We start from the raw sequence: 18,844 nt of genomic DNA, 5'->3' as shown, positions 1-18,844 counted from the left end.
GCATGCACCCATCTGGTGAAGCCGCATGGCCGGAGTCGCTCCGGTCGCTCTATGAGGGAGTCGCCAGCACGTCCGATGCGGAGGCGGTGGCGGCGTCCGTCCCGCGGGCGGAGTCCTTCGCGCAGTGGGTGAGTGGTGCGTCGCTGGAGGAGCGCAACCAGGCGCAGCTCGCCGCGTGGGCTCGACTGGCGCAAGGGGAGCGAGGGCTCGCGGAGCTGATGTTCCTGGTGGGCTCGTGCGGTGAGCTGCTGTGGCCGTATGAGGTGGCGCCCTCGGGATTGCTGGAGCGCCTGCTGTCGCGGCAGGCGGCGATGTTGTCGAGCCTGCGCGCGGCGGGAGAGCTGGAGGTCGCCACCCGGCTGCTGCGGGAGACGGAGGCCACCGTGTCCTCGGTGCTCACGCGCATCGTGAAGCGCCATCCGGACTCCTTGGGGGCCCTGGTGGGACGCGTCCCGTGCACGTTCAACGGGAGCGTCCTGCGGTTCATGGAGTCGGTGGAGCTGGACCTCAAGCGGGTGATGGCGACGGGCGCGAAGGCCATCGGGATGTTGGAGCAGCTTCGCGCGCTCCTGCCGGCGACGGCGGAAGGGGGGCGGGACAAGCTCGCGGAGTTCATCCGGAGTCGAGCGTCGCGCATCCCGTGGGCGGAGGCGTCGGAGATTCTCGCGGAGCGGTTGTTCTCGCTGGCCACGGCTCCCGAGGGCCGTGGTGGGATGCGTGGGTTCCTGGCGTGCTACCCGAACGGGCGCAAGGAGCCGGAGTGGTGTGAGCGCGCGGGCGTGTTGCTTGCGCGGACGCTGGAGGTGGGTGGCTCTCCGGCGGTGGTGGAGAACCTGTGCGAGCTGCTGGGGCGCTTCGACTCGCCGCCAGTGGATGGGCTGCGCGGGGCGCTGGGGGCGCTGGTTGGAAGTGAGTTCGAGGCGACTGCGGACCTGGGGCCCGCGCGCTTCGTCGTGGACCACTGCCTGGCGACGCTGCGCAAGGGTGAGCCGGGGCTCGTGTTGACCTTGGTGTGGCTGGAGGAGCGGCTGTTCCGCGCCTCGGTGCGCAAGGGGCTCACGGATGCGTTCGAGCGACGCAAGCGGATCCGCACGAAGTTGGAGCCGCTGGCTCCGGCCTTCGCGCAGTTGTGTTGGTTGGCGGAGGAGTGCGCGGAGCTGTGGCCTCGGCTGAAGGCGGATGCGCGGCCGGGCATGGATGAGCTGGCGGCGTGGCGTGACGAGGTGGCGGAGCGGGTGGGGCGCAAGCCCATGTTGCGCAAGGCGGCCATCGAGTTCTTCCTGTGGTGCGCGCCCGATGCGGCGTCGTCCGAGGCCGAGCTCACGGTGTTGTCGCTGGTGCGCACGGAGACGGACCGGCGGCAGATTCGCAAGCTGAAGGACCATCCGTCGTCACGGGTCCGGCTGCGTGTGCGGACGTTGCAGCGCTGGTTCCAGGGGGCGGGGAAGGAAGGGCCTCAAGCGGCGGCGCCGACAGGGGCGGTGGCGCCCGCGTCCATCACGGAGGCGCTCAGACATCTGCACCAGACGCGTGCGGTGCCGATGGGCGGCAGGACGTGGTTGAAGGACCGCGACTTGGAGGAGCTGGCGCACGGTGCCGTGGCGCGAGTGGAGGCGGACTTCTCCCTGCGCTATCCGGAGCTGTTCCGCGAGGACACGGTGGAGTTGGTCGGGACGCTGCTGGAAGGGCTGCGCGAGGAGATGGGCCGCGTGAAGGCGGACCTGTTCACCTTGCTGGCGCAGGGACAGCCTCCGCCGCTGGACTTCGAGCTGACGGTTCGTCGCGGGAGAGGTGCCGAGCCCGAGGCGCAGCAGGTTGCGGCGCCGGGCCAGGAGGACTTGCTGCGAGCGGTGGTTGCTCCGTCGGACGATGCGCTGGTTGTGGATGGAGGGGCTGGAACGCTGAGCGCGTCGGAGTCCGAGACCGACGTGGACGCCGGCGAGCGGTGGGAGCTCGAGCAGGACGTTGTGTCGTCGACCGAGGTGGTCGCGGACGAGTCCCCGTCGGGTGATTCCGCCCTCACGGGTGACACGTGGGTTCGCCTCGACATGGGTTTCTCGTCGGTGACGTCCGTCGACGAGGCCATGGCGAATGATGTGTCTCTCGATGAAGAGACGTCCACGCGCTTTGACGACGGAGTCGACCCGAGTCCTTCCTCGGACGTGGGTGACGACGGCGCGAGTGCTTTCGACGGGTTCTCGGAGGAAGGTCCGTCGCAGGAGTTTTCGGTCGCCGCGGATACGGGGCTTCCAGCCGACGCGAGCAGCGTCGTTGCTGTCACGGGCGATGCGATGGGGAGTGCTCTCGATGGTGGGGAGGCAACAGCGCCCATCGACGGGAGCAGTCCTTCGACTTCCGAGAGTACGGCAGAGGACGTTCCGGAGAGCCAAGAGGCGTTGCCCGAGCCTTTCGCTCCGACGAGTGACGACGTCGCCGAGCGCCATCCGCCGAAGCAGGAGTCCCCGTCAGCGGATGTCGAGGGGCACTCGCAGTTCTGCGCTTCGACGGACGGCACTGTCGACGAGGGCAACTCTCGACATTCGGAGATGGTGGGAGCTGTCGTGCCGGAGGGGCGCGAGGAGCCGTCGCAGGTCGTCGTTCCGACGGACGGACTTGCCGCTGAAGTGGTTTTGGTCGCGTCCGCCCACGAGCTCAGTCCTCCGGATGAGGCTGCTCCGGCAGCGGCCGTCGCGGAGGGACGCGCGGAGCCGTCGCCGTTCGTTGTCCCGACAGATGGCCCTGCCACTGAAGTGGTCCTGCCCGAGTCGGCCCACGAGCTCAGTCCTCCGGATGAGGCTGCTCCGGCATCGGCCGTCGCGGAGGGGCGCGCGGAGCCGTCGCCGTTCGTTGTCCCGACAGATGGCCCTGCCACTGAAGTGGTCCTGCCCGAGTCGGCCCCGGAGCTCGACGCAGCGGCCGAGCGGCCTCCGTCCGTCGAAGCAAGTCCGCCCACCACACCGGAGGAGTCCGCCGTGGACGGCGGCGAGGTGCTGCCTCCACTGTTCGCTCCGACGAACTCCTCCGGCGCCGATGCTCGATTCCCGGATGAAGAACCGGTGGATGCCACACCCACGCCAGCGCCAACCCGGAGCAGGCGAGGGAAGGGGAGGGGCTCGCGCCGCCGTGGCTCCGCGCACTCCGTCTCCGGCACCGAGGTCGCCTTCATCCTCGATGCGAACGTCGACGGCTTCGTGCGCACGGAGCGCGTCTCGCTCGTGCACGTCGTGAAGCTCGTGCAACGCGGAGAAGGCCAGTGGGAGCCTCACTTCCGAATCGGCCGCGAGCACATCGACACGATGCTCGCGCGCACCGAGTCCGCCTTCTGCCTGTTCCTCGTGCCGCCCGTCCCTCGCGCCGAGTGCTGGCTGCTCCCCGCGAGACTCGTGCGTGAGCTGATGGAAGCCCAGCGCTCGCTCACCAGCGTTCCTCGAGACGCCGTCGCGCGCGCCGCACGCTCCTTCTCCCAGTGGTGGCTGGGCGACTTCGCCAGCCTCTGGACTGGCGACACCCGGCCCTCCCTCCTGGCCCACGCCTCCAGTCACGCCCCGGATGCACCGGACTTCGTCGTCCGGTGGTCACTCCACTCCGGAGAACGCCCCGGACGCACGTAGTCCGCGTCAGGCCGCCAGCTCCAGCTCCACCTTCTCCAGGTAGCCGGGGACGTACGCGCTCCATCCTCGCGACTGGACGCGCCGGCGCAGCGCCTCCAGCGCCTCCGGTTCGCCATGAACCAGCAAGGTCTGCCGAGGCGGTGAGTCAAACCCCTCCATCCACCGCATCGTCTCCGTCCAGTCCGCGTGCGCGGAGAACCCGCTCACCGTGCGAATCTCCGCCGCCACCGGCACGAGCTGTCCGTGGATGCGCGCCTCCTTCTCCCCATCCAGCAACCTCCGCCCCCGCGAGCCCACGGACTGGTACCCCACGAACAACACCGTGTTCCGAGCGTCCGGCAGCCGGTGCTTCAAGTGATGCAACACCCGCCCACCCGTCGCCATCCCAGACGCGGAGATGATGACCGCGGGCCCCTGCACCTGGTTCAGCGCCTTGCTCTCCCTCGCCGAGGTGACGAACCGCGTCCGCTTCGTCGCCAGCGGTGACACCCCGCGCTCCACCAGCGACTTCATCACCAGGTCATGCTCCTCCGGGTGCGCCAGGTAGACGGGCGTCGCGTCACACGCCATGGGCGAGTCCACATACACCTCCACCTCCGGGATGCGCCCCGCCTCCTCCAGATGCCGCAGGTGATAGAGCAGCTCCTGAGTGCGCCCCACCGCGAACGCGGGAATCACCACCACGCCCCCTCGGTCGAACGCTCCCTGCACCGCCTCGCACAGTGCATCCATGGGATTCAGGTCGCGGTGCTGCCGGTCCCCATACGTGCTCTCGACGACCAGCGTCGTCGCCGAGTCCACGCTCTGAGGGTCTCTCAGGATCGGCGCGTTGTAGCGCCCCAGGTCCCCGCTGAAGACCACGCGCTGCCGCGTGCTCTTCAAGTCGAACACACACACCGCGGACCCCAGGATGTGGCCCGCGCGATAGAAGGTGAGGGTGATGCCCGGGACAATCTCCTTCGGCCGCCCATACCCGAAGGTCTCCATCATCCCCACCGCGCGCTCCGCGTCCGCCACCGTGTAGAGCGGCAGTGCGGGATGGTGTCTGGAATAGCCCTCCTTGTTCGCGTACCGCGCCTCCTCCTCGTGCAGGTGCGCGGAGTCCGGCAGCAGCAGCGCCGTCAAGTCGCGCGTGCCGGACGTGGTGAAGATGGGGCCGTCGAACCCCTCTCGAATCACCCGGGGCAGGCCGCCCGTATGGTCGATGTGCGCGTGCGTGAGGACGATGGCATCGAGCTCGCGCGCGGGCAGGGGCAACGGCTGCCAGTTGCGCTGGCGCAGCTCCTTCTGTCCCTGGAAGAGCCCACAGTCCACGAGCACCTGCTGCCCATCATGCTCGAGGAGGAACTTCGAACCGGTGACAGTGCCGGCGGCGCCGAGGAAGTGGAGGGTGGCCATGGGCCCAGCGTACCGGGCCCTCTGGCTGAATCAGTCACTCATCTCAGGCAAGTCCGGCAGCGTGTCCGGGTCCAGCTTGAGGATGACGCACAGCCGCGTCAGGGTGGAGATGGTGGGCACCATCACCCCGCGCTCCACCCGGGCGAGGACCTCCACGGGCATTTCCAGACGCTCGGCGACCTCTTCCATCCCGAGCCCCGCCTGTTGGCGGGCGGCCTTCAGTGCTGCCCCGAGCACCTCGGCCCTTTCCGCGCGACTCGTCTTCATGTCCCCGAGCATGACGCCATCCGGCCCGCTCGTCACCCAATTCACCACATGGCCGCGCTCCGACGCATGGCCTCCAACACTGGGGCGGGGCTCCAGTCGGAGGTGGGTGGGCCGGGAGGGTGGCCGCTCGGCGAGAGGAGGGACACGGGGGACCCCCGAGGTGGGGTGGGCGCTCGCCGGGCCCATGTCCACGCTGGCCGCAGGAGGCTTGTGGCATTGGCGCCGGGGAGGGGCTGTGTTAGGCCGCCCCTCCCCCTTGGCCTGCCCAGCAGACAGGAGAAGCGAAGAATGGCCCGTCGCCACGTCCGCGTCGTCGGTGCGATGCTCGAGAACGAGCAGGGACGCTACCTCATCACCCAGCGCCCCCCCACCGCGTCGCTTCCTCTGCTGTGGGAGTTTCCCGGCGGACGTGTGGAGGAGGGCGAAAGCGACCCGGAGGCCCTGGCCCGCGAGATTCGCGAGGAGATGGGCGTCGCCGTGGAGGTGCTGGACCAGGCGATGCACACCCGCCACGAGTATCCCACCTATGACATCGACTTCCGGGTGTTCCACTGCCGACTGGCGGAGTCGGAGCACCACATCCGCCACCTGCGCGTGAATGACCACCGGTGGGTGACGTTGGAGGAGATGTCGCAGTACCGCTTCCCGGATGCCGACTCCAAGACGCTCGCGAAGCTGCTGGGCCTGGACAGCTGACATGGGGGGGCGCCGGGCATGGGCGGTGCTGCTGTGCTGGGGGCTGGTCGCATGTTCCCGCCCCAAGCCCATGCCCTCCGACGCCGAGCCCCGGGACGCGGGCCATCCCCCGCCCGCCCTGGGCATGCCGGGCTGTGATGCCTATGGCCCTCCGCGCCAGACGGGCTCGGTGCCGCGGGAGCTGCCGGAGCTCTCCGGCCTGGCCGCCAGCGCCCGCTACCCGGGCGTGTTCTGGGCGCACAACGACTCGGGCAACGACTTCGAGCTGTTCGCCATCGACGAGTCGGGCCGCGTGCGCGCGCGCTTGACGCTCACCGGCGCGAACCCTCGGGACGTGGAGGACGTGGCGGTGGCGCCGTGTTCTCCAGGCAGCGCCCGCACCTGTGTCTTCCTGGCCGACATCGGCGACAACTTCGAGCTGCGCGACGAGGTGCGGCTGTACCGGCTGCCGGAGCCGGATGCGCTGGGGGATGCCTCCGTTCGCGTGGAGGCGCTGGCCTTCAAGTATCCAGATGAGGCCCATGACGCGGAGGCGCTGGTGGCGGACCCACGCTCCGGGCGGCTGGCCGTCATCACCAAGACGCGTCGCTCGCTGGGGGATGTGTACGCGCTGGATGGCCTTGCACCAGGTGTCGTCACCCAGGCGACGAAGCTGGGCACCCTGGTGGCTCCGGGGGGCGTGGACCGTGTCACCACGGCCGCGTCGTTCCATCCTTCCGGGCAGCGGCTGCTCGTGCGCACGTACTCGCGGGTCTGGGAGCTTCGACAACCGGGCGCGGAGAACCTGGAGTCGCTCCTGCGGGGCTCGCTCGTGGAGGTACCAGGCGCCAGCCAGGCTCAGGCAGAGGCCGCCTCCTACCTCCCCGACGGCGACGGGTACCTCCTGGGCACGGAGTTCAGCGGCCAACCCTTGTGGCACGTCGGGTGTCGCTGATCTCTCGACTGCGCCGTCACCGGGTAGCGCGAAGGCGGGCCGACGGGTTGACGCTCCCTTGTCGGTGAACATCTTTTCGCGGTTGCAGGTGACGCCATTCGGGCACGGGGCTCGAATGCGCGGGGAGGGGGAGGGCGAGCGTGCCGACGATGAAGCCACAGGAGCTCCCGCCGGGGATGGGTCCGCGCGGAAAGAAGTCCGACAAGCCAGGGACGCCGGGCAAGGGGTTCAAGTTCGGCTCACCCCTGGGCTACATCTTGCTGCTCGTGTTGGGCTTCCTCCTGTTCCGGAATGTCTTCCAGGACGCGGGGGTACGCCGGGTCAGCTACAGCCAGTTCCGCGACGCGGTGGAGTCGGGCAACTTCAGCCGGGTCCAGATCTCCAATGAGTGGGTGAAGGGCTTCCTCAAGGACACGGCCCAGCCTCCCCCGCAGCCGCAAGGGGACCGCCCGCTGCGCGGCGAGCCCAGCGCGCTGCCGTGGATGGCCTACCGCGTCCAGGGGGACGAGTCGCTCGTCCCGCTCCTGGAGCAGAAGGGGGTCCAGTTCGAGGCGGTGCCGCAGTCGGGCCTGGGCGAGGCGCTGTGGATATGGCTCCTGCCGCTGGGCCTGTTCTTCCTCTTCTGGAGCTTCATGATGCGGCGGGTGGCGGGCGGTATCGGCCAGGGCCCGCAGAGCGTCATGAGCTTCGGGAAGACGCGCGCCAAGGTGCAGGCGGAGTCCGACACCGGCGTGGGCTTCAAGGACGTGGCCGGCGTCGACGAGGCCGTGGAGGAGCTGCGCGAAATCGTCGAGTTCCTCAAGACGCCGGAGAAGTTCCGCCGCCTGGGAGGCCGCATCCCCAAGGGGGTGCTGCTCGTGGGGCCGCCCGGGACGGGCAAGACGCTGCTGGCGCGCGCGGTGGCGGGCGAGGCGGGGGTGCCCTTCTTCAGCCTCTCCGGCTCGGAGTTCGTGGAGATGTTCGTGGGCGTGGGCGCCGCGCGAGTCCGGGACCTGTTCGCGCAGGCCACGGCGAAGGCTCCGTGCATCATCTTCATCGACGAGCTGGACGCCATCGGCAAGAGCCGCAACGCGGGCATCGCGGGCGGACATGACGAGCGCGAGCAGACGCTCAATCAGCTCCTCGCGGAGATGGACGGGTTCGACAGCCGCGCGGGGCTCATCATCCTGGCGGCGACCAACCGGCCGGAGATCCTGGACAGCGCGCTCATGCGGCCGGGCCGCTTCGACCGGCAGGTGCTGGTGGACCGTCCCGACAAGCGGGGCCGGGAGCGGGTGCTGGAGATTCATGCCCGGGGCGTGAAGCTGGGGCCCGACGTGGACCTGAAGACCATCGCCGCGCGCACGCCGGGCTTCGCGGGCGCGGACCTGGCCAACGTGGTGAACGAGGCGGCGCTCCTGGCGGCGCGGCGCAACCGCGACGCGGTGACCCGGGCGGACTTCGAGGAGGCCATCGAGCGGGTCGTCGCGGGCCTGGAGAAGAAGAACCGCCGGATGAACGAGCGCGAGAAGGAGATTGTCGCGCACCACGAAGCCGGTCACGCGGTGGTGGGCTGGATGCTGCCGCACGCGGAGCGGGTGACGAAGGTCTCCATCATCCCCCGAGGTCTGGCGGCGCTGGGCTACACCATGTCCCTGCCGCTGGAGGACCGCTACCTCATGTCGCTGGACGAACTGCGCGACAAGATGGCGGGGATGATGGGCGGCCGCGCGTCGGAGGAGATCTTCATCGGAGAGGTCTCCACCGGCGCCTCCAATGACATCCGTCAGGCCACGGAGGTCGCTCGGCTGATGGTGCGCGACTACGGCATGAGCACGCTGGGCCCCGTGGCGCTGAGCGCGGACCACGGCCCCAACTTCCTGCGCTCCGCGGGCATGCCCGAGTCACGCACCTACTCCGAGCAGACGGCGCGGATGATCGACGAAGAGGTGCGCAAGCTCGTCAGCGAAGCGCTGGACCGGGCGCGGGAGGTGCTCACCACCCACAAGGACAAGGTGCAGGCGCTGGCGGCGCGGCTGCTCGCCGTGGAGGTGGTGGAGGAGGACACGATGGTGTCCATCCTGGGGCCCAAGGTCGTGGCCCAGCGGGGGATGCTCCACCCCGAAGCCCGCCAGGTCATCTCCGCGCACCCGGTGGGGGGCACCGACGAGCAGCCCCCTCCCACCCAGCACTCCGAGTCATCCTTGGACTGAGCGCCGATGGCTGGGCGCCTGCTCCCCGGCCAGCCTCACGCCTCTCGGCGCCGCGCGTTCCTGCGGCGCTCGAGGGGCGAAATTATCTTGAGGCGGAAAGGAGGCGTCGCCGTGGAGAACAGGATCGGCAAGAGCTACATGGCCCGGAAGGCCCTCTTCGCCAAGGGGCTCAAGGAGGGGCGGCTGTCGGTTCAGGAAATCGAGGAGGCGCTGCCAGCGGGGACGCTGACGGCGGCGGAGCGCTGGCTCCTCTACTACTCGCTGCGGGCCGCTCAGGTGGAGATCATCGATGAGGTGACAGGGAGGGTCGACCACGGCTTCATGGCCGAGGCCCCTGCTCCCCAGGAGCACTAACGCTCCGCGCGTTGACAGGCTGTCACGCGCGGTTAGGTTGCGGCCAGGAACAAGGTCCGCGCGAACAGCGCATTCATCCACCTCGACTTCAGGTTCGACATGTCTGGCGATACGCACTCCGACACCCCCCACGATGCTCAGCAGGCCCAGTCCTCCAACGGCGGAGCGGCGCCGGTCCAGGATGGCGGAGCCGCGGGCGCTCGCCCGGAGGAAGCCGAGGCCCGGCCACCCGCCGACGACGTGGTGTCCGAGGCGGCTGACGCGGAGAAGGAGCGCCTGCGAGCGGAGCTGGAGTCCACGCGCCGCCGGGTGGACGAACTGGCGCGCGCCTACCAGGCCCTCAACAAGGACAAGGAGGAGTTCAAGCAACGCCTGACGCGCGAGCGCGAGCGGATGCTGGACGTGGAGCGCGGCAACGTGGCCGGCGTCCTCCTGGAGGCCATCGACGAGCTGGACCGCGCCCTGTCCATGAGCGGCCAGGAGGGCTCGGCCTTGAGCAACGGGGTGCGGATGATTCGCGACTCGCTGCTCACCAAGGTCCAGGGCATGGGCATCGAGCGGGTGAAGGTGGTCGGCCTGCCCTATGACCCCAACGTGGCCGAGGCCACGGACATGGAAATCACTCCTTCCCCGGATGATGACCAGAAGGTGGTGGAGGAGTTCCGAGCGGCCTACCGCATGAAGGACCGCATCATCCGCCCGGCGCGCGTGAAGGTGGCCAAGTACGTGGCCCCCGCGAGCGCGTGACGGCGGGGTTGTTTGAATAGTCTGGAAGACGGCGGCGGCGCGGGATGTTTGCGCCGTTCGCCATGCGACGCCGTATAAGCTGCCCCTTCGTGTCTTCCCGACTGCTGACCGTCCTGCTCCTCCTGGCGTTGACCCCTCTGTCGGCGGGTGCCGACGAGGACCCCGTGGGGCCCTGGCTCCAGGCGCGCATGCGGGAGCATGCCGCCTGGTTCTCCTATTCGGGGACGGGGGAGGGCCGCCCGGGGGCCATGGACCTGTGGCGGGAGCGGCCGGCGGGGGCGCCTGGGTTGCCCAACTTCACGCCGCCCACGTCGCTGGCCCCGCTGATTCGCGCGGTGGAGGCGGGCGTCGTGAACATCACCACCGTGAGCCCTCGGGAGAGCGGGCTCTCGGGGATGAAGCGCTCGACGGGCTCGGGCTTCGTGCTGACGCCGGAGGGACTGGTCGTCACCAACAGCCACGTGGTGTCCGGGGCGAACAAGATCGCGGTGCGCCTGTCGGACGGCCGCGAGTTCTCCGCCGAGGTCGTCGGCCGGGATGCGTCCACGGACGTGGCGCTCCTGCGGCTGAGCGGCTCGGACCTGGGGAACCTGCCCGCGCTGTACCTGGGGGACTCGGACCGGCTGGAGGTGGGAGACTGGGTGGTGGCCATTGGCAACCCCTTCGGTCTGGACCACTCCGTGTCGCACGGGATGATCTCCGCCAAGGAGCGGGTGCTGGGCGTGGGCCAGTTCGACGACTTCATCCAGACGGACGCCCTCATCAACCCGGGCAACTCCGGTGGGCCCCTCTTCAACATGAAGGGCGAAGTCGTCGGGGTGAACACGGCCGTCATCAGCCAGGGGCAGGGCATCGGCTTCGCGGTGCCCATCAACCTGGTGAAGGACCTGCTGCCCAACCTGAGGGAGAACGGGAAGCTGGAGCGCGGCTGGCTGGGCGTGGTCATCAACGATGACCGGGACAGGGGCGAGCGCCGGGCCCCCATGGTGAAGGACGTCTTCCGAGACAGCCCCGCGGACGCCGCGGGCATCCGCTCCGGGGACAAGCTGGTGGCGGTGAACGGGCGGGCCATCGGCTCCTACCTGCAACTGCTCCGCAAGGTGGCGCTGCTGGCGCCGGGCACCGAGGCGCGGCTGACGCTCCTTCGCGGGGGCGTCACGCAGGAGGTGTCGGTGCGGCTGGTCGCGCGTCCCAAGCAGGAGGCGACCGAGGGGCTGGTGCGCCACGCTCCCAGCGACGAGGACCTGGGGCTGACGCTGCGGGATTTGACGCCGGAGGTGGCCTCGCCCATGGGGCAGGAGGCCTGGTCCGGGGCGCTGGTGGCGGCGGTGGTGCCTCGCAGCCCTGCGGACGAGGCGGGGATTCGCTTGGGGGATGTGGTGATGGAGGTCAACCGCAAGCGGGTGAAGGACGCGGCGGGCGTCCGCGCGGCCCTGGCCAAGGGCAGCTCCGGCGCCAGCCTCCTGCTCCGGGTGAAGCGGGGAGACTCCCTCCAGTACGTGGCGATCTCTCGCTGAGGGAGTCTCCGGAGTGACGGCTGCTAGCGGCGGGCGTTGGCGTCCTTGCCGTTGAGCCACAGGCCCAGCTGTCCGCCCGTGCGGCCCTCGCTGACGAGCAGCCCGTCGATTCGCGCCGTCACGCCGTAGTTCTTCCCGCCGCCCTTCTTGGGCAGGGACCACACGCTCTGCGGCGTGAAGACCACCTGCGCGCGCACGCCGCGCATGGAGAACATCCGCGAGAACATCTGGATGTTCCACCCCTCCGGCAGGGTGCCGGTGACGGTGAGCAGGGGCATGACCGGGTTGCCGTTGGCATCCGTCTTCTTGGGCGTGCCGTGCGTCATCGCGTAGCGGCCCCCGGGGAAGAACGGGGTGATGTTGATGGTGTACTCGCCCGTCGCGGGGGAGTACGGGCCCGGCGCCAGCATGTTGGCGTCGTCCTCCGTCACAATCATGTAGAGCTGCTTGCCCTGGTACTTCTTGCGGAAGGCCTCCGCCTGGGCCTTGCACTGCGGGTCCACCAGCGCCCCCTCACAGGCCCCCACGTACTTCTCCAGGAAGGCGCCCAGCCCGCCCAGGGGCTCGGACTCGTCTCGCAGCTTGGCGAAGCGGGGGTCCACGTCGGCCAGGGCCAGGGTGGGCAGGAGGACGGCGGCGAGGGCGACCAGGAAGCGGCTCAAGACAGGGGGCTCCAGGGAACGGTGGAAATTCCATGGTGCCATGCCTGCCTGGGGCCCGGGGATGCCTTCTCGTAGGTGAGTGGGGGTGGATGTAGGTGAATAAATTGCCTACATATGGCTACCATGTAGGGTGTGCCTGTCACCACCTGTTGCCGGGAGGCATCCCCCGTGTTCGAGCGTCCGCAAGAGCGTCGCAGTCACCTTCGCTTCGACAAGGTCTTCACCGTCTACCTCTCCACCAATGACGGGATGATGAGGGGTGTCGGCCGCAACATCAGCGCGCGGGGCATGTTCGTGGAGGTCCGCGACGCGGTGGGGCTGGGCGAGAAGCTGAAGGTGACGTTCGCGGGCGAGGACGGCACGGAGATGACGTGCCTGTGCGAGGTCCGCTACCAGGTGGCGCTGGCGTTCGGCCGCAAGGACGGGCGCGAGGGCTCCAGCCGCGGGGTGGGCCTGCGAATCGTGGCGTACGAGACGCACGACGACGCGCCGCTGCTCCTGGTGGACCGCGAGCGGGTGATGCACTGAGAGGGGAGGGCCTGGGCCCGGCAACCCACGGCACATGACAAGGGCACGGTCCTCGCTGGGAGGAGCCGTGCCCTTGGTGCTTCAGGGGGCTGTGTTCAAGGGGCTTACTGCGAGAAGCCCTCGAGCAGGTAGTGGGCCTCGATGCGCTTGAGCGCGAGAATCATCGCGGCGCAGCGGGTGTCCACGGGCTCGCCGATGCAGTACTGGCGGCTGTCGTGCATGTCCGTCTTGCGCGGCTGGTTGCGGGAGATGTCGCGGATGATGCGGTAGTTGCGCTTCATCGCGCGCTCGAGGCGCTGGTCGACCTCGGCCTCGCTCCAGCGCTCCATGCGCTTGTTCTGGATCCACTCGTAGTAGCTCACCGTCACGCCGCCGGCGTTGGCGATGATGTCCGGGATGAGCTCGATGCCGCGCTTCTGCAGGACGCGGTCGGCCTCCGGGGTGGTGGGGCCGTTGGCGCCCTCGGCGATGAGCTTGACCTTGAGGCGCTCGGCGACGTCGGCGGTGATTTCCCCGCCCAGCGCGGCCGGGACCAGGATGTCCGCCTGGACGTCCCACAGGTCCTTCTTCTCGATCTTCTGCGCACCCGGGAAGCCCAGCACGCTGCGCTTGAGGTTCTTCGGGTCCTGGACGTAGGCGGTGAGGGCCGCCACGTCGATGCCGTCACCGTTGTAGATGGTGCCGTCGGAGTCATTCACCGCGAGCAGCCGCGCGCCCGCGCCGGCCAGGATGTTGGCGGCGTGGCTGCCCACGTTGCCGAAGCCCTGGATGACGAAGGTCTTGCCCTTCACGCTCTCGCCGCGGTCGGCGTAGTAGTCCTCGATGCAGAACGCGACGCCCTGGCCGGTGGCCTTGCCGCGGCCCTCGGAGCCGCCGATGCGCACGTCCTTGCCCGTGACGATGCCGCGCAGGTTGTGGCGCTCGCGCTCACCGTCGGAGAACTGGCGGTACAGCAGCGCCATGATCTCCGGGTTGGTGCCCACGTCCGGGGCGGGGATGTCGATGTTCGGCCCGATGAGGCTCTTGAGCCGGTACATGAAGCGCAGGGTGATGGCCTCCAGCTCTTCCTTGCCGTACTCGCGCGGGTCGATCTGGATGCCGCCCTTGCCGCCGCCGAAGGGGACCTCGGAGATGGCCGTCTTCCAGGTCATCTCCGCGGCCAGGGCCTTGAAGAGATCCAGGGAGACTTCGCGGTGGTAGCGCAGGCCGCCCTTGTAGGGGCCACGGGCCTGGTTGTGCTGGACGCGGTAGGCCTTGAAGCGCTGGGACTCACCGGGGACCAGCTGGTAGACCTTGCCGTCCGGCAGGCGCAGGTGGCCCTGGCGGATGGCCACGTCGGAGCCGAGCAGGGCGCGGCCATTGAGGATGATGCTGCCATTGGCCAGCAGCTCCAGGCCCTCCTTGTTGCGCACCTGGGTCTCCGGCAGGTCGGAGAACTGCTTGGCGCGCTCGGGGATGAGGGGGACCAGACGGTCCTTCAGCTTGGCCGTGACATAGAAGATGTGCTCGTAGTCGGGCTCCTCCAGCTCAAGGCGGACGCGCTTGTCCAGCTTGATGAGGTCAGCCGCCCGATGGAAGATCTCCATCGCCTCGGTGTAGACGGTGCGCTTCGGCGAGGGTGCCGGAGCGCGCATGAAGTTCTCTTCGCTGGCCATGACTAAACTCGCTCCTTGTGGTCCCAGCCAAAGAAAGGCCGGGGACTCTGGGGATAGCGGCGCCCTTATGTGCATATGCGCTACAGGAGTTCAACCGCTGTGGCGCCGGCCTCCTGTTCCGAAAAACGGAGCGATGACGCACACTTATGGCAACGCACTGTGTCAGCTACGGCGGATGCACCGTGTCATCGGTGTCACGGTGGGGGTGCTGATTCGTTGGTGTTCAAGCCACGCGGGAAGGGAATGAAACAGGCGCCTGGTTCAATTTACCTTGCCCTACCGGAAACCCCATGGTACTTCGCGCTCCGCCTTGGGCCGACATAGCTCAGTCGGTAGAGCAACTGATTCGTAATCAGTAGGTCCCCAGTTCAAATCTGGGTGTCGGCTCCACCAATTCAGAGGCCCGGAAGCTATCTCGCTTCCGGGCCTTTGTCTTTTCTGGCCATGAGGTCGCCAGCCGTCTGGCGCCGGGCGGGAGGAGGCGCCTTCCCCTTGTCTGGGTGCTCGAGGGGCAGGCAAGGCAGTGAGCCAGTCTTCGCGCTCCAGTGTCTCCAGGGGCAGTTTCCTGCCAGGAGTCCTGAAGATGAGCGCTCGTCCCTTTCAGCCAGTCACTGTCGACCACCTCGTCCTTCGCGTCGCGGACCTGGAGCGCATGGTCGCGTTCTATCGGGACGCCCTGGGCTGCACCGTCGACAAGGAAGTGCCCCGCCTCGGGATGACCCACATGCGAGCGGGGTCCGCGATGATCGACCTCATCTCCCTGGATGGGAAGCTGGGGAGCGCGGGCGGAGCGGGCCCGGGGCGGGAGGGGCGCAATGTCGACCACTTCTGCATCACGGTGCAGCCGTTCGACGAGGCGGCGATTCGTGCGCACCTGGCCACGCATGGGGCGACCCCGTTCGCGCCTGGAGACCGGTATGGCGCGAATGGCGACGGCTTCTCGTTCTACCTCCACGACCCGGAGGGGAACACGGTGGAGCTGAAGGGGGCGTAGTCACCCCGGGGCGCGCTCACTCCGCCTGTCGGGGGGCGCGTGCCCAGAGCACGGTCCAGAGCGACGCTCGGGGGGTAAACCCAGGCACCACGAGCCGGACCTCGACCTCGGTGGAGGCCACCTGCGCGCCTTGACCCCGAGCCTCCGCGAACAGGTCTCGGAGCAGCGCGGGCCCGTCCACATACACCGCGGACAGGAATCCGGACTCGCCCACCGGAGTCGGTGGCGAGAGGTCCGGGTCTCGAGGCTCCAATCCCCAGACCTCGAGGATGTCCCGGTACAGCTCATCCATGTCATGCAGTCGAGCATGGACCCCCGATGCTCCACACGGGCAATCCCAGGCAAAGCCCCGAGTCAGTGCCCCGGAGTCCAGCATCCGACCCCGCGCGGCCTTTTCGCAGAGGCCGCACTTCACGGAGCCCACCTCGCCTGTCAGGTCGTGTCGGGCGTCGAAGGTGATGTCGAGCGTTTCCATCAGTTCGCGGGGGGCAGGTAGAAGTCGAAGGATTCTGTCACACCCGCCCGGAGCCGAATCCGGGTGGAGTGCTCCCCCGCCCGGAAACTGTCGAGCTTCACGAAGAAGAACGACGTGAGCTCCCGGTCATGAATCTCAGACCAGGGGATTCTCAACGGGGGATGGAAGAGGCGGAAGACCAGGTTCGGCACCAGGTAGAGCCCCTGGGCATCGCCGCCCACCGCGAGACAGTTGTTGTAGTCGAGCCAGCCAATCCTCCCCGAGGTGAAGTTCCGCAGGTTGCTCGGGGCGGGCCCGTCCGCGCGGAACTGCCTGGCGAGGCCATTCCAGCCACTCACCCACGACACCGCGCGAGAGATCAACGCGAACCCCAGGACGAACAGGAGCACGAGGCCCCACGGATGTGTCTTGGCCAGGAGTTGGAGGAAGGACGAGGACATGACCGCTGTCTTAAGTCGCCAGGGGCCGCCATGAAAGCGCCTCGTGAGTCATTCTGGAATCGCCGGCGTCTTGTGTGTCTGGGGGGGGCGGGAAGACGTGAAGCGTCCCCTCGGAACGCGCGCTCGTTCTTGCTGAACGCGTTGCACGGCTCGTCGCGGGATGATTCGCGAGCGCCCGCAGAGACAATCCCAACCCAGCCCATGCGAGGTGTGTGTGCGGCACGCTGCCTGCAGTGAACCTCGGCTGTTGCTCGGGTTCCTCAGGCCGGTGTCAGCCCATTCCCCCTCGGATGGAAATCATGCGTCTGTTACGCCTTCTCGGTGTTGGGTGTTGTCTGCTCGCGGCAGGACTTGTCGCTGGTTGCGCTGGCACGATAGAAGAGGAGGTCGAACCGCTCGCGGTCGCCGAGCGGAATCTCGACCCTCTCCTGGGGCGGGACTACGGCGGTGCCTTCGGCTACATCGACGGTGGCGTGCTCGCGCCGAATCCCGCGACGGGTGGCGCGTCGTGTCCGGCGGGGTACTCGGCGACGAAGGTGTTGGGGACCTCGGGGGTGGATTGGGCCGCGTTCATCTGCTCGCGTCCGACCCAGTCCGGCGTCGAGCCGCTCTATGACTTTGGCGGCATGTGGGGTTACGTCGACGACAAGCTGGCCGTCAATCCCATCACCCGGCAGGGGGCGTGCCCGAAAGGCTACACGGACCAGCGAATCCTCGGGAAGACGGGGACGGACCGCGAGCTGCACACTTGCTACAAGCCTCACGCTGCGGGGACCGCTCCGGCGTATTACTTTGGAGGCGCGTGGGGCTATGTCGACACGCGTGAGGTCCCGAATCCAGCGACGGGTTCCGGTTCATGTCCCGCGGGCTTCACGACCGCCAAGGTCCTGGGCACCTCGGGTGTCGACTACGCCGTGTTCTATTGCATCTCCCCCGCGCCGCGCTGGGACTTCGGCGGTGCGTTCGGATACATCAACGGGGGTGTGCTCGTGCCCAACCCCGCGACGGGGGGCGCGTCGTGCCCGGCCGGGTATACGACGACGAAGATTCTGGGGACGTCCAACGTGGACTGGGCGGCGTTCGTCTGCTCCCGGCCGTACCGGTTTGGCCGCGAGCCGCTCTACGACTTCGGCGGCATGTGGGGCTACTCCGAAGGCAAGCTGGTGGGTAATCCCATCACCCAGACGGCCTCCTGTGCGCCGGGCTACACGGACCAGCGTATCCTGGGGGTGTATGGCACCGACTATGACATGCATGTCTGCTACAAGCCCCACGTGGCCGGAACGACGCCCCCGTACCCCTTCGCGGGTGCCTGGGGTTACGTGGACGGGCAGCAGGGTTCGAATCCCGTGACGGGCGGCCGGTCGTGTCCGAGCGGCTTCTCCAAGACGCAGGTCCTCGGGACCTACAATGCGGACTACCCGGTGTTCTATTGCGAGCCTGTCGTCATGAAGTTCGCGCCCCGGCTCCGCTTCGACGGAGAGGGGCATGGCTATCCCATGTCGGCGCAGACGTATTACGAGACGGTCATCCGCGCTTCGACTCCCTCGGCGGGTATGGAGAACGTGGATGTCTCCACCCTGGGCACGGGTACGCTGCCCACGTACTTCCAGGAGATTCAGTGTGGGGACCAGGTGCGCATCAAGTACTGGTGGTTCTATGGCTACCAGCGAGTCTGTGACTCATTTGGCAATGGCTCACATCACGGGGACTGGGAGAATGTCGTCGTCACGCTGAGCGAGGATCGGTCATCCATCGCGGCAGTCACCTTCACGATGCATGGCAAGGATTACACGCGGCTCGCGGCGCGCGGAGGCTTCGAGCTGGAGAATGGCTCACACCCCGTGGTCTATGTGGGAAAGAACTCGCATGCGGCGTTCCAGAATCAGGGCGGGAGCGGTGGGTCCATCGACAACTGTCTGCCCATGGAGGAGTACCGGAACAACACGACGGGAACCCGGCTGGATTCGTGGTTGAAGCTGGTGCGGCTCGAGGTTGGCCAGGAGTCGTGGATGGAGGCGGACTGGCATGGCCGGTTCGCGAAATGGGGGCCGAACGGTGGCAACGGCGTGGACAACCACCCGACCCAGAAGGCCCCCACCTGCACGATGAATGCGGCCAGCTGGTCCGCGGACACCCCGACGTGGACCCGCAGCCAGTGCAAGATGGGAGACCGGGATGATGGCACCACCTGCCACTCCCAATGCCGCTCCGGGTACACGGACATGGGGCTCACGTGCACCAACTGGGATATCGGCTCGCTCCATACGTACAACCAGAATCTCTATGGGTATGACTATGAGATCCCCACCACGGACCTCGGCCTGTTGAGGGGGGACCCCCGCTGAGTTGAAGACCGCGCGGGGCCTCGTGG

The 18,844-nt window shown here is 68.3% G+C and carries 16 protein-coding genes and 1 tRNA gene; 11 read left to right on the top strand and 6 right to left on the bottom strand.

Annotated elements, in window-relative coordinates; genetic code table 11:
* Window positions 1-2: 2 nt before the first annotated feature.
* The gene (locus tag MYSTI_RS44790; protein WP_015350394.1) at window positions 3-3,611 is read left to right on the top strand and encodes a hypothetical protein; all 3,609 of its coding nucleotides are present in this window, start codon (window positions 3-5) and stop codon (window positions 3,609-3,611) included.
* Window positions 3,612-3,617: 6 nt separating this feature from the next.
* Here the strand turns inward: MYSTI_RS44790 and MYSTI_RS24035 are convergent, their stop codons facing one another.
* Together MYSTI_RS24035 and MYSTI_RS24030 are read right to left on the bottom strand one after the other, a co-directional pair.
* Window positions 3,618-5,009, bottom strand: a complete 1,392-nt coding sequence (locus MYSTI_RS24035; protein WP_015350393.1) for an MBL fold metallo-hydrolase RNA specificity domain-containing protein — start codon at window positions 5,007-5,009, stop codon at window positions 3,618-3,620.
* Window positions 5,010-5,039: 30 nt separating this feature from the next.
* Window positions 5,040-5,288, bottom strand: a complete 249-nt coding sequence (locus MYSTI_RS24030) for a helix-turn-helix domain-containing protein (protein ID WP_015350392.1) — start codon at window positions 5,286-5,288, stop codon at window positions 5,040-5,042.
* A 276-nt stretch (window positions 5,289-5,564) separates the two neighbouring features.
* Here MYSTI_RS24030 and MYSTI_RS24025 point away from each other — a divergent pair, with 276 nt between their 5' ends.
* The 6 genes from MYSTI_RS24025 to MYSTI_RS24000 all read left to right on the top strand — a co-directional run bounded on the left by MYSTI_RS24025 (window position 5,565) and on the right by MYSTI_RS24000 (window position 11,716).
* Complete coding sequence (locus tag MYSTI_RS24025; protein ID WP_015350391.1) at window positions 5,565-5,972, top strand: (deoxy)nucleoside triphosphate pyrophosphohydrolase; 408 nt, start codon at window positions 5,565-5,567, stop codon at window positions 5,970-5,972.
* A 1-nt stretch (window position 5,973) separates the two neighbouring features.
* Complete coding sequence (locus tag MYSTI_RS24020; RefSeq protein ID WP_015350390.1) at window positions 5,974-6,906, top strand: YjiK family protein; 933 nt, start codon at window positions 5,974-5,976, stop codon at window positions 6,904-6,906.
* Window positions 6,907-7,082: 176 nt separating this feature from the next.
* Window positions 7,083-9,098 (top strand): ATP-dependent zinc metalloprotease FtsH, encoded by a 2,016-nt coding sequence (ftsH, locus tag MYSTI_RS24015; RefSeq protein ID WP_044900585.1) that lies wholly within the window; start codon window positions 7,083-7,085, stop codon window positions 9,096-9,098.
* 111 nt (window positions 9,099-9,209) lie between these two features.
* The gene (locus MYSTI_RS24010) at window positions 9,210-9,452 is read left to right on the top strand and encodes a hypothetical protein (protein ID WP_015350388.1); all 243 of its coding nucleotides are present in this window, start codon (window positions 9,210-9,212) and stop codon (window positions 9,450-9,452) included.
* Between the two features lie 99 nt (window positions 9,453-9,551).
* Entirely contained in the window at window positions 9,552-10,199 is a 648-nt protein-coding gene (locus MYSTI_RS24005; RefSeq protein ID WP_015350387.1) for a nucleotide exchange factor GrpE, read from the top strand.
* Window positions 10,200-10,261: 62 nt separating this feature from the next.
* Complete coding sequence (locus tag MYSTI_RS24000; protein WP_044900584.1) at window positions 10,262-11,716, top strand: trypsin-like peptidase domain-containing protein; 1,455 nt, start codon at window positions 10,262-10,264, stop codon at window positions 11,714-11,716.
* A 23-nt stretch (window positions 11,717-11,739) separates the two neighbouring features.
* On the opposite strand, the gene MYSTI_RS23995 is transcribed toward MYSTI_RS24000, so the two are convergent.
* Window positions 11,740-12,378, bottom strand: a complete 639-nt coding sequence (locus MYSTI_RS23995) for a DUF6066 family protein (protein WP_084668190.1) — start codon at window positions 12,376-12,378, stop codon at window positions 11,740-11,742.
* A 168-nt stretch (window positions 12,379-12,546) separates the two neighbouring features.
* On the opposite strand from MYSTI_RS23995, the gene MYSTI_RS23990 reads away from it, so the two are divergent.
* The gene (locus tag MYSTI_RS23990) at window positions 12,547-12,906 is read left to right on the top strand and encodes a PilZ domain-containing protein (protein WP_015350384.1); all 360 of its coding nucleotides are present in this window, start codon (window positions 12,547-12,549) and stop codon (window positions 12,904-12,906) included.
* 104 nt (window positions 12,907-13,010) lie between these two features.
* On the opposite strand, the gene MYSTI_RS23985 is transcribed toward MYSTI_RS23990, so the two are convergent.
* Entirely contained in the window at window positions 13,011-14,561 is a 1,551-nt protein-coding gene (locus MYSTI_RS23985) for a Glu/Leu/Phe/Val family dehydrogenase (protein WP_015350383.1), read from the bottom strand.
* A gap of 314 nt (window positions 14,562-14,875) precedes the next feature.
* Between MYSTI_RS23985 and MYSTI_RS23980 the strand changes: the two genes are divergently transcribed.
* Window positions 14,876-14,951 (top strand) — tRNA-Thr (locus MYSTI_RS23980).
* Window positions 14,952-15,144: 193 nt separating this feature from the next.
* Window positions 15,145-15,555 carry a VOC family protein gene (locus tag MYSTI_RS23975; RefSeq protein ID WP_015350382.1) on the top strand — a complete coding sequence of 137 codons (411 nt, stop codon included), beginning with the start codon at window positions 15,145-15,147 and terminating at the stop codon, window positions 15,553-15,555.
* 16 nt (window positions 15,556-15,571) lie between these two features.
* Here the strand turns inward: MYSTI_RS23975 and MYSTI_RS23970 are convergent, their stop codons facing one another.
* A complete protein-coding gene (locus MYSTI_RS23970) occupies window positions 15,572-16,030 on the bottom strand; it encodes a hypothetical protein (protein WP_015350381.1) in 459 nt (152 codons plus the stop codon).
* Window positions 16,030-16,470 carry a hypothetical protein gene (locus MYSTI_RS23965; protein ID WP_015350380.1) on the bottom strand — a complete coding sequence of 147 codons (441 nt, stop codon included), beginning with the start codon at window positions 16,468-16,470 and terminating at the stop codon, window positions 16,030-16,032. Before MYSTI_RS23965 ends, MYSTI_RS23970 begins: the two co-directional genes overlap by 1 nt.
* 299 nt (window positions 16,471-16,769) lie before the next feature.
* Between MYSTI_RS23965 and MYSTI_RS23960 the strand changes: the two genes are divergently transcribed.
* Entirely contained in the window at window positions 16,770-18,818 is a 2,049-nt protein-coding gene (locus MYSTI_RS23960; protein WP_015350379.1) for a hypothetical protein, read from the top strand.
* Window positions 18,819-18,844 lie beyond the last annotated feature (26 nt).

This window comes from Myxococcus stipitatus DSM 14675 (genome assembly GCF_000331735.1).
Taxonomy (GTDB): domain Bacteria; phylum Myxococcota; class Myxococcia; order Myxococcales; family Myxococcaceae; genus Myxococcus; species Myxococcus stipitatus.
This window is presented reverse-complemented; position numbering and strand designations above follow the sequence as displayed.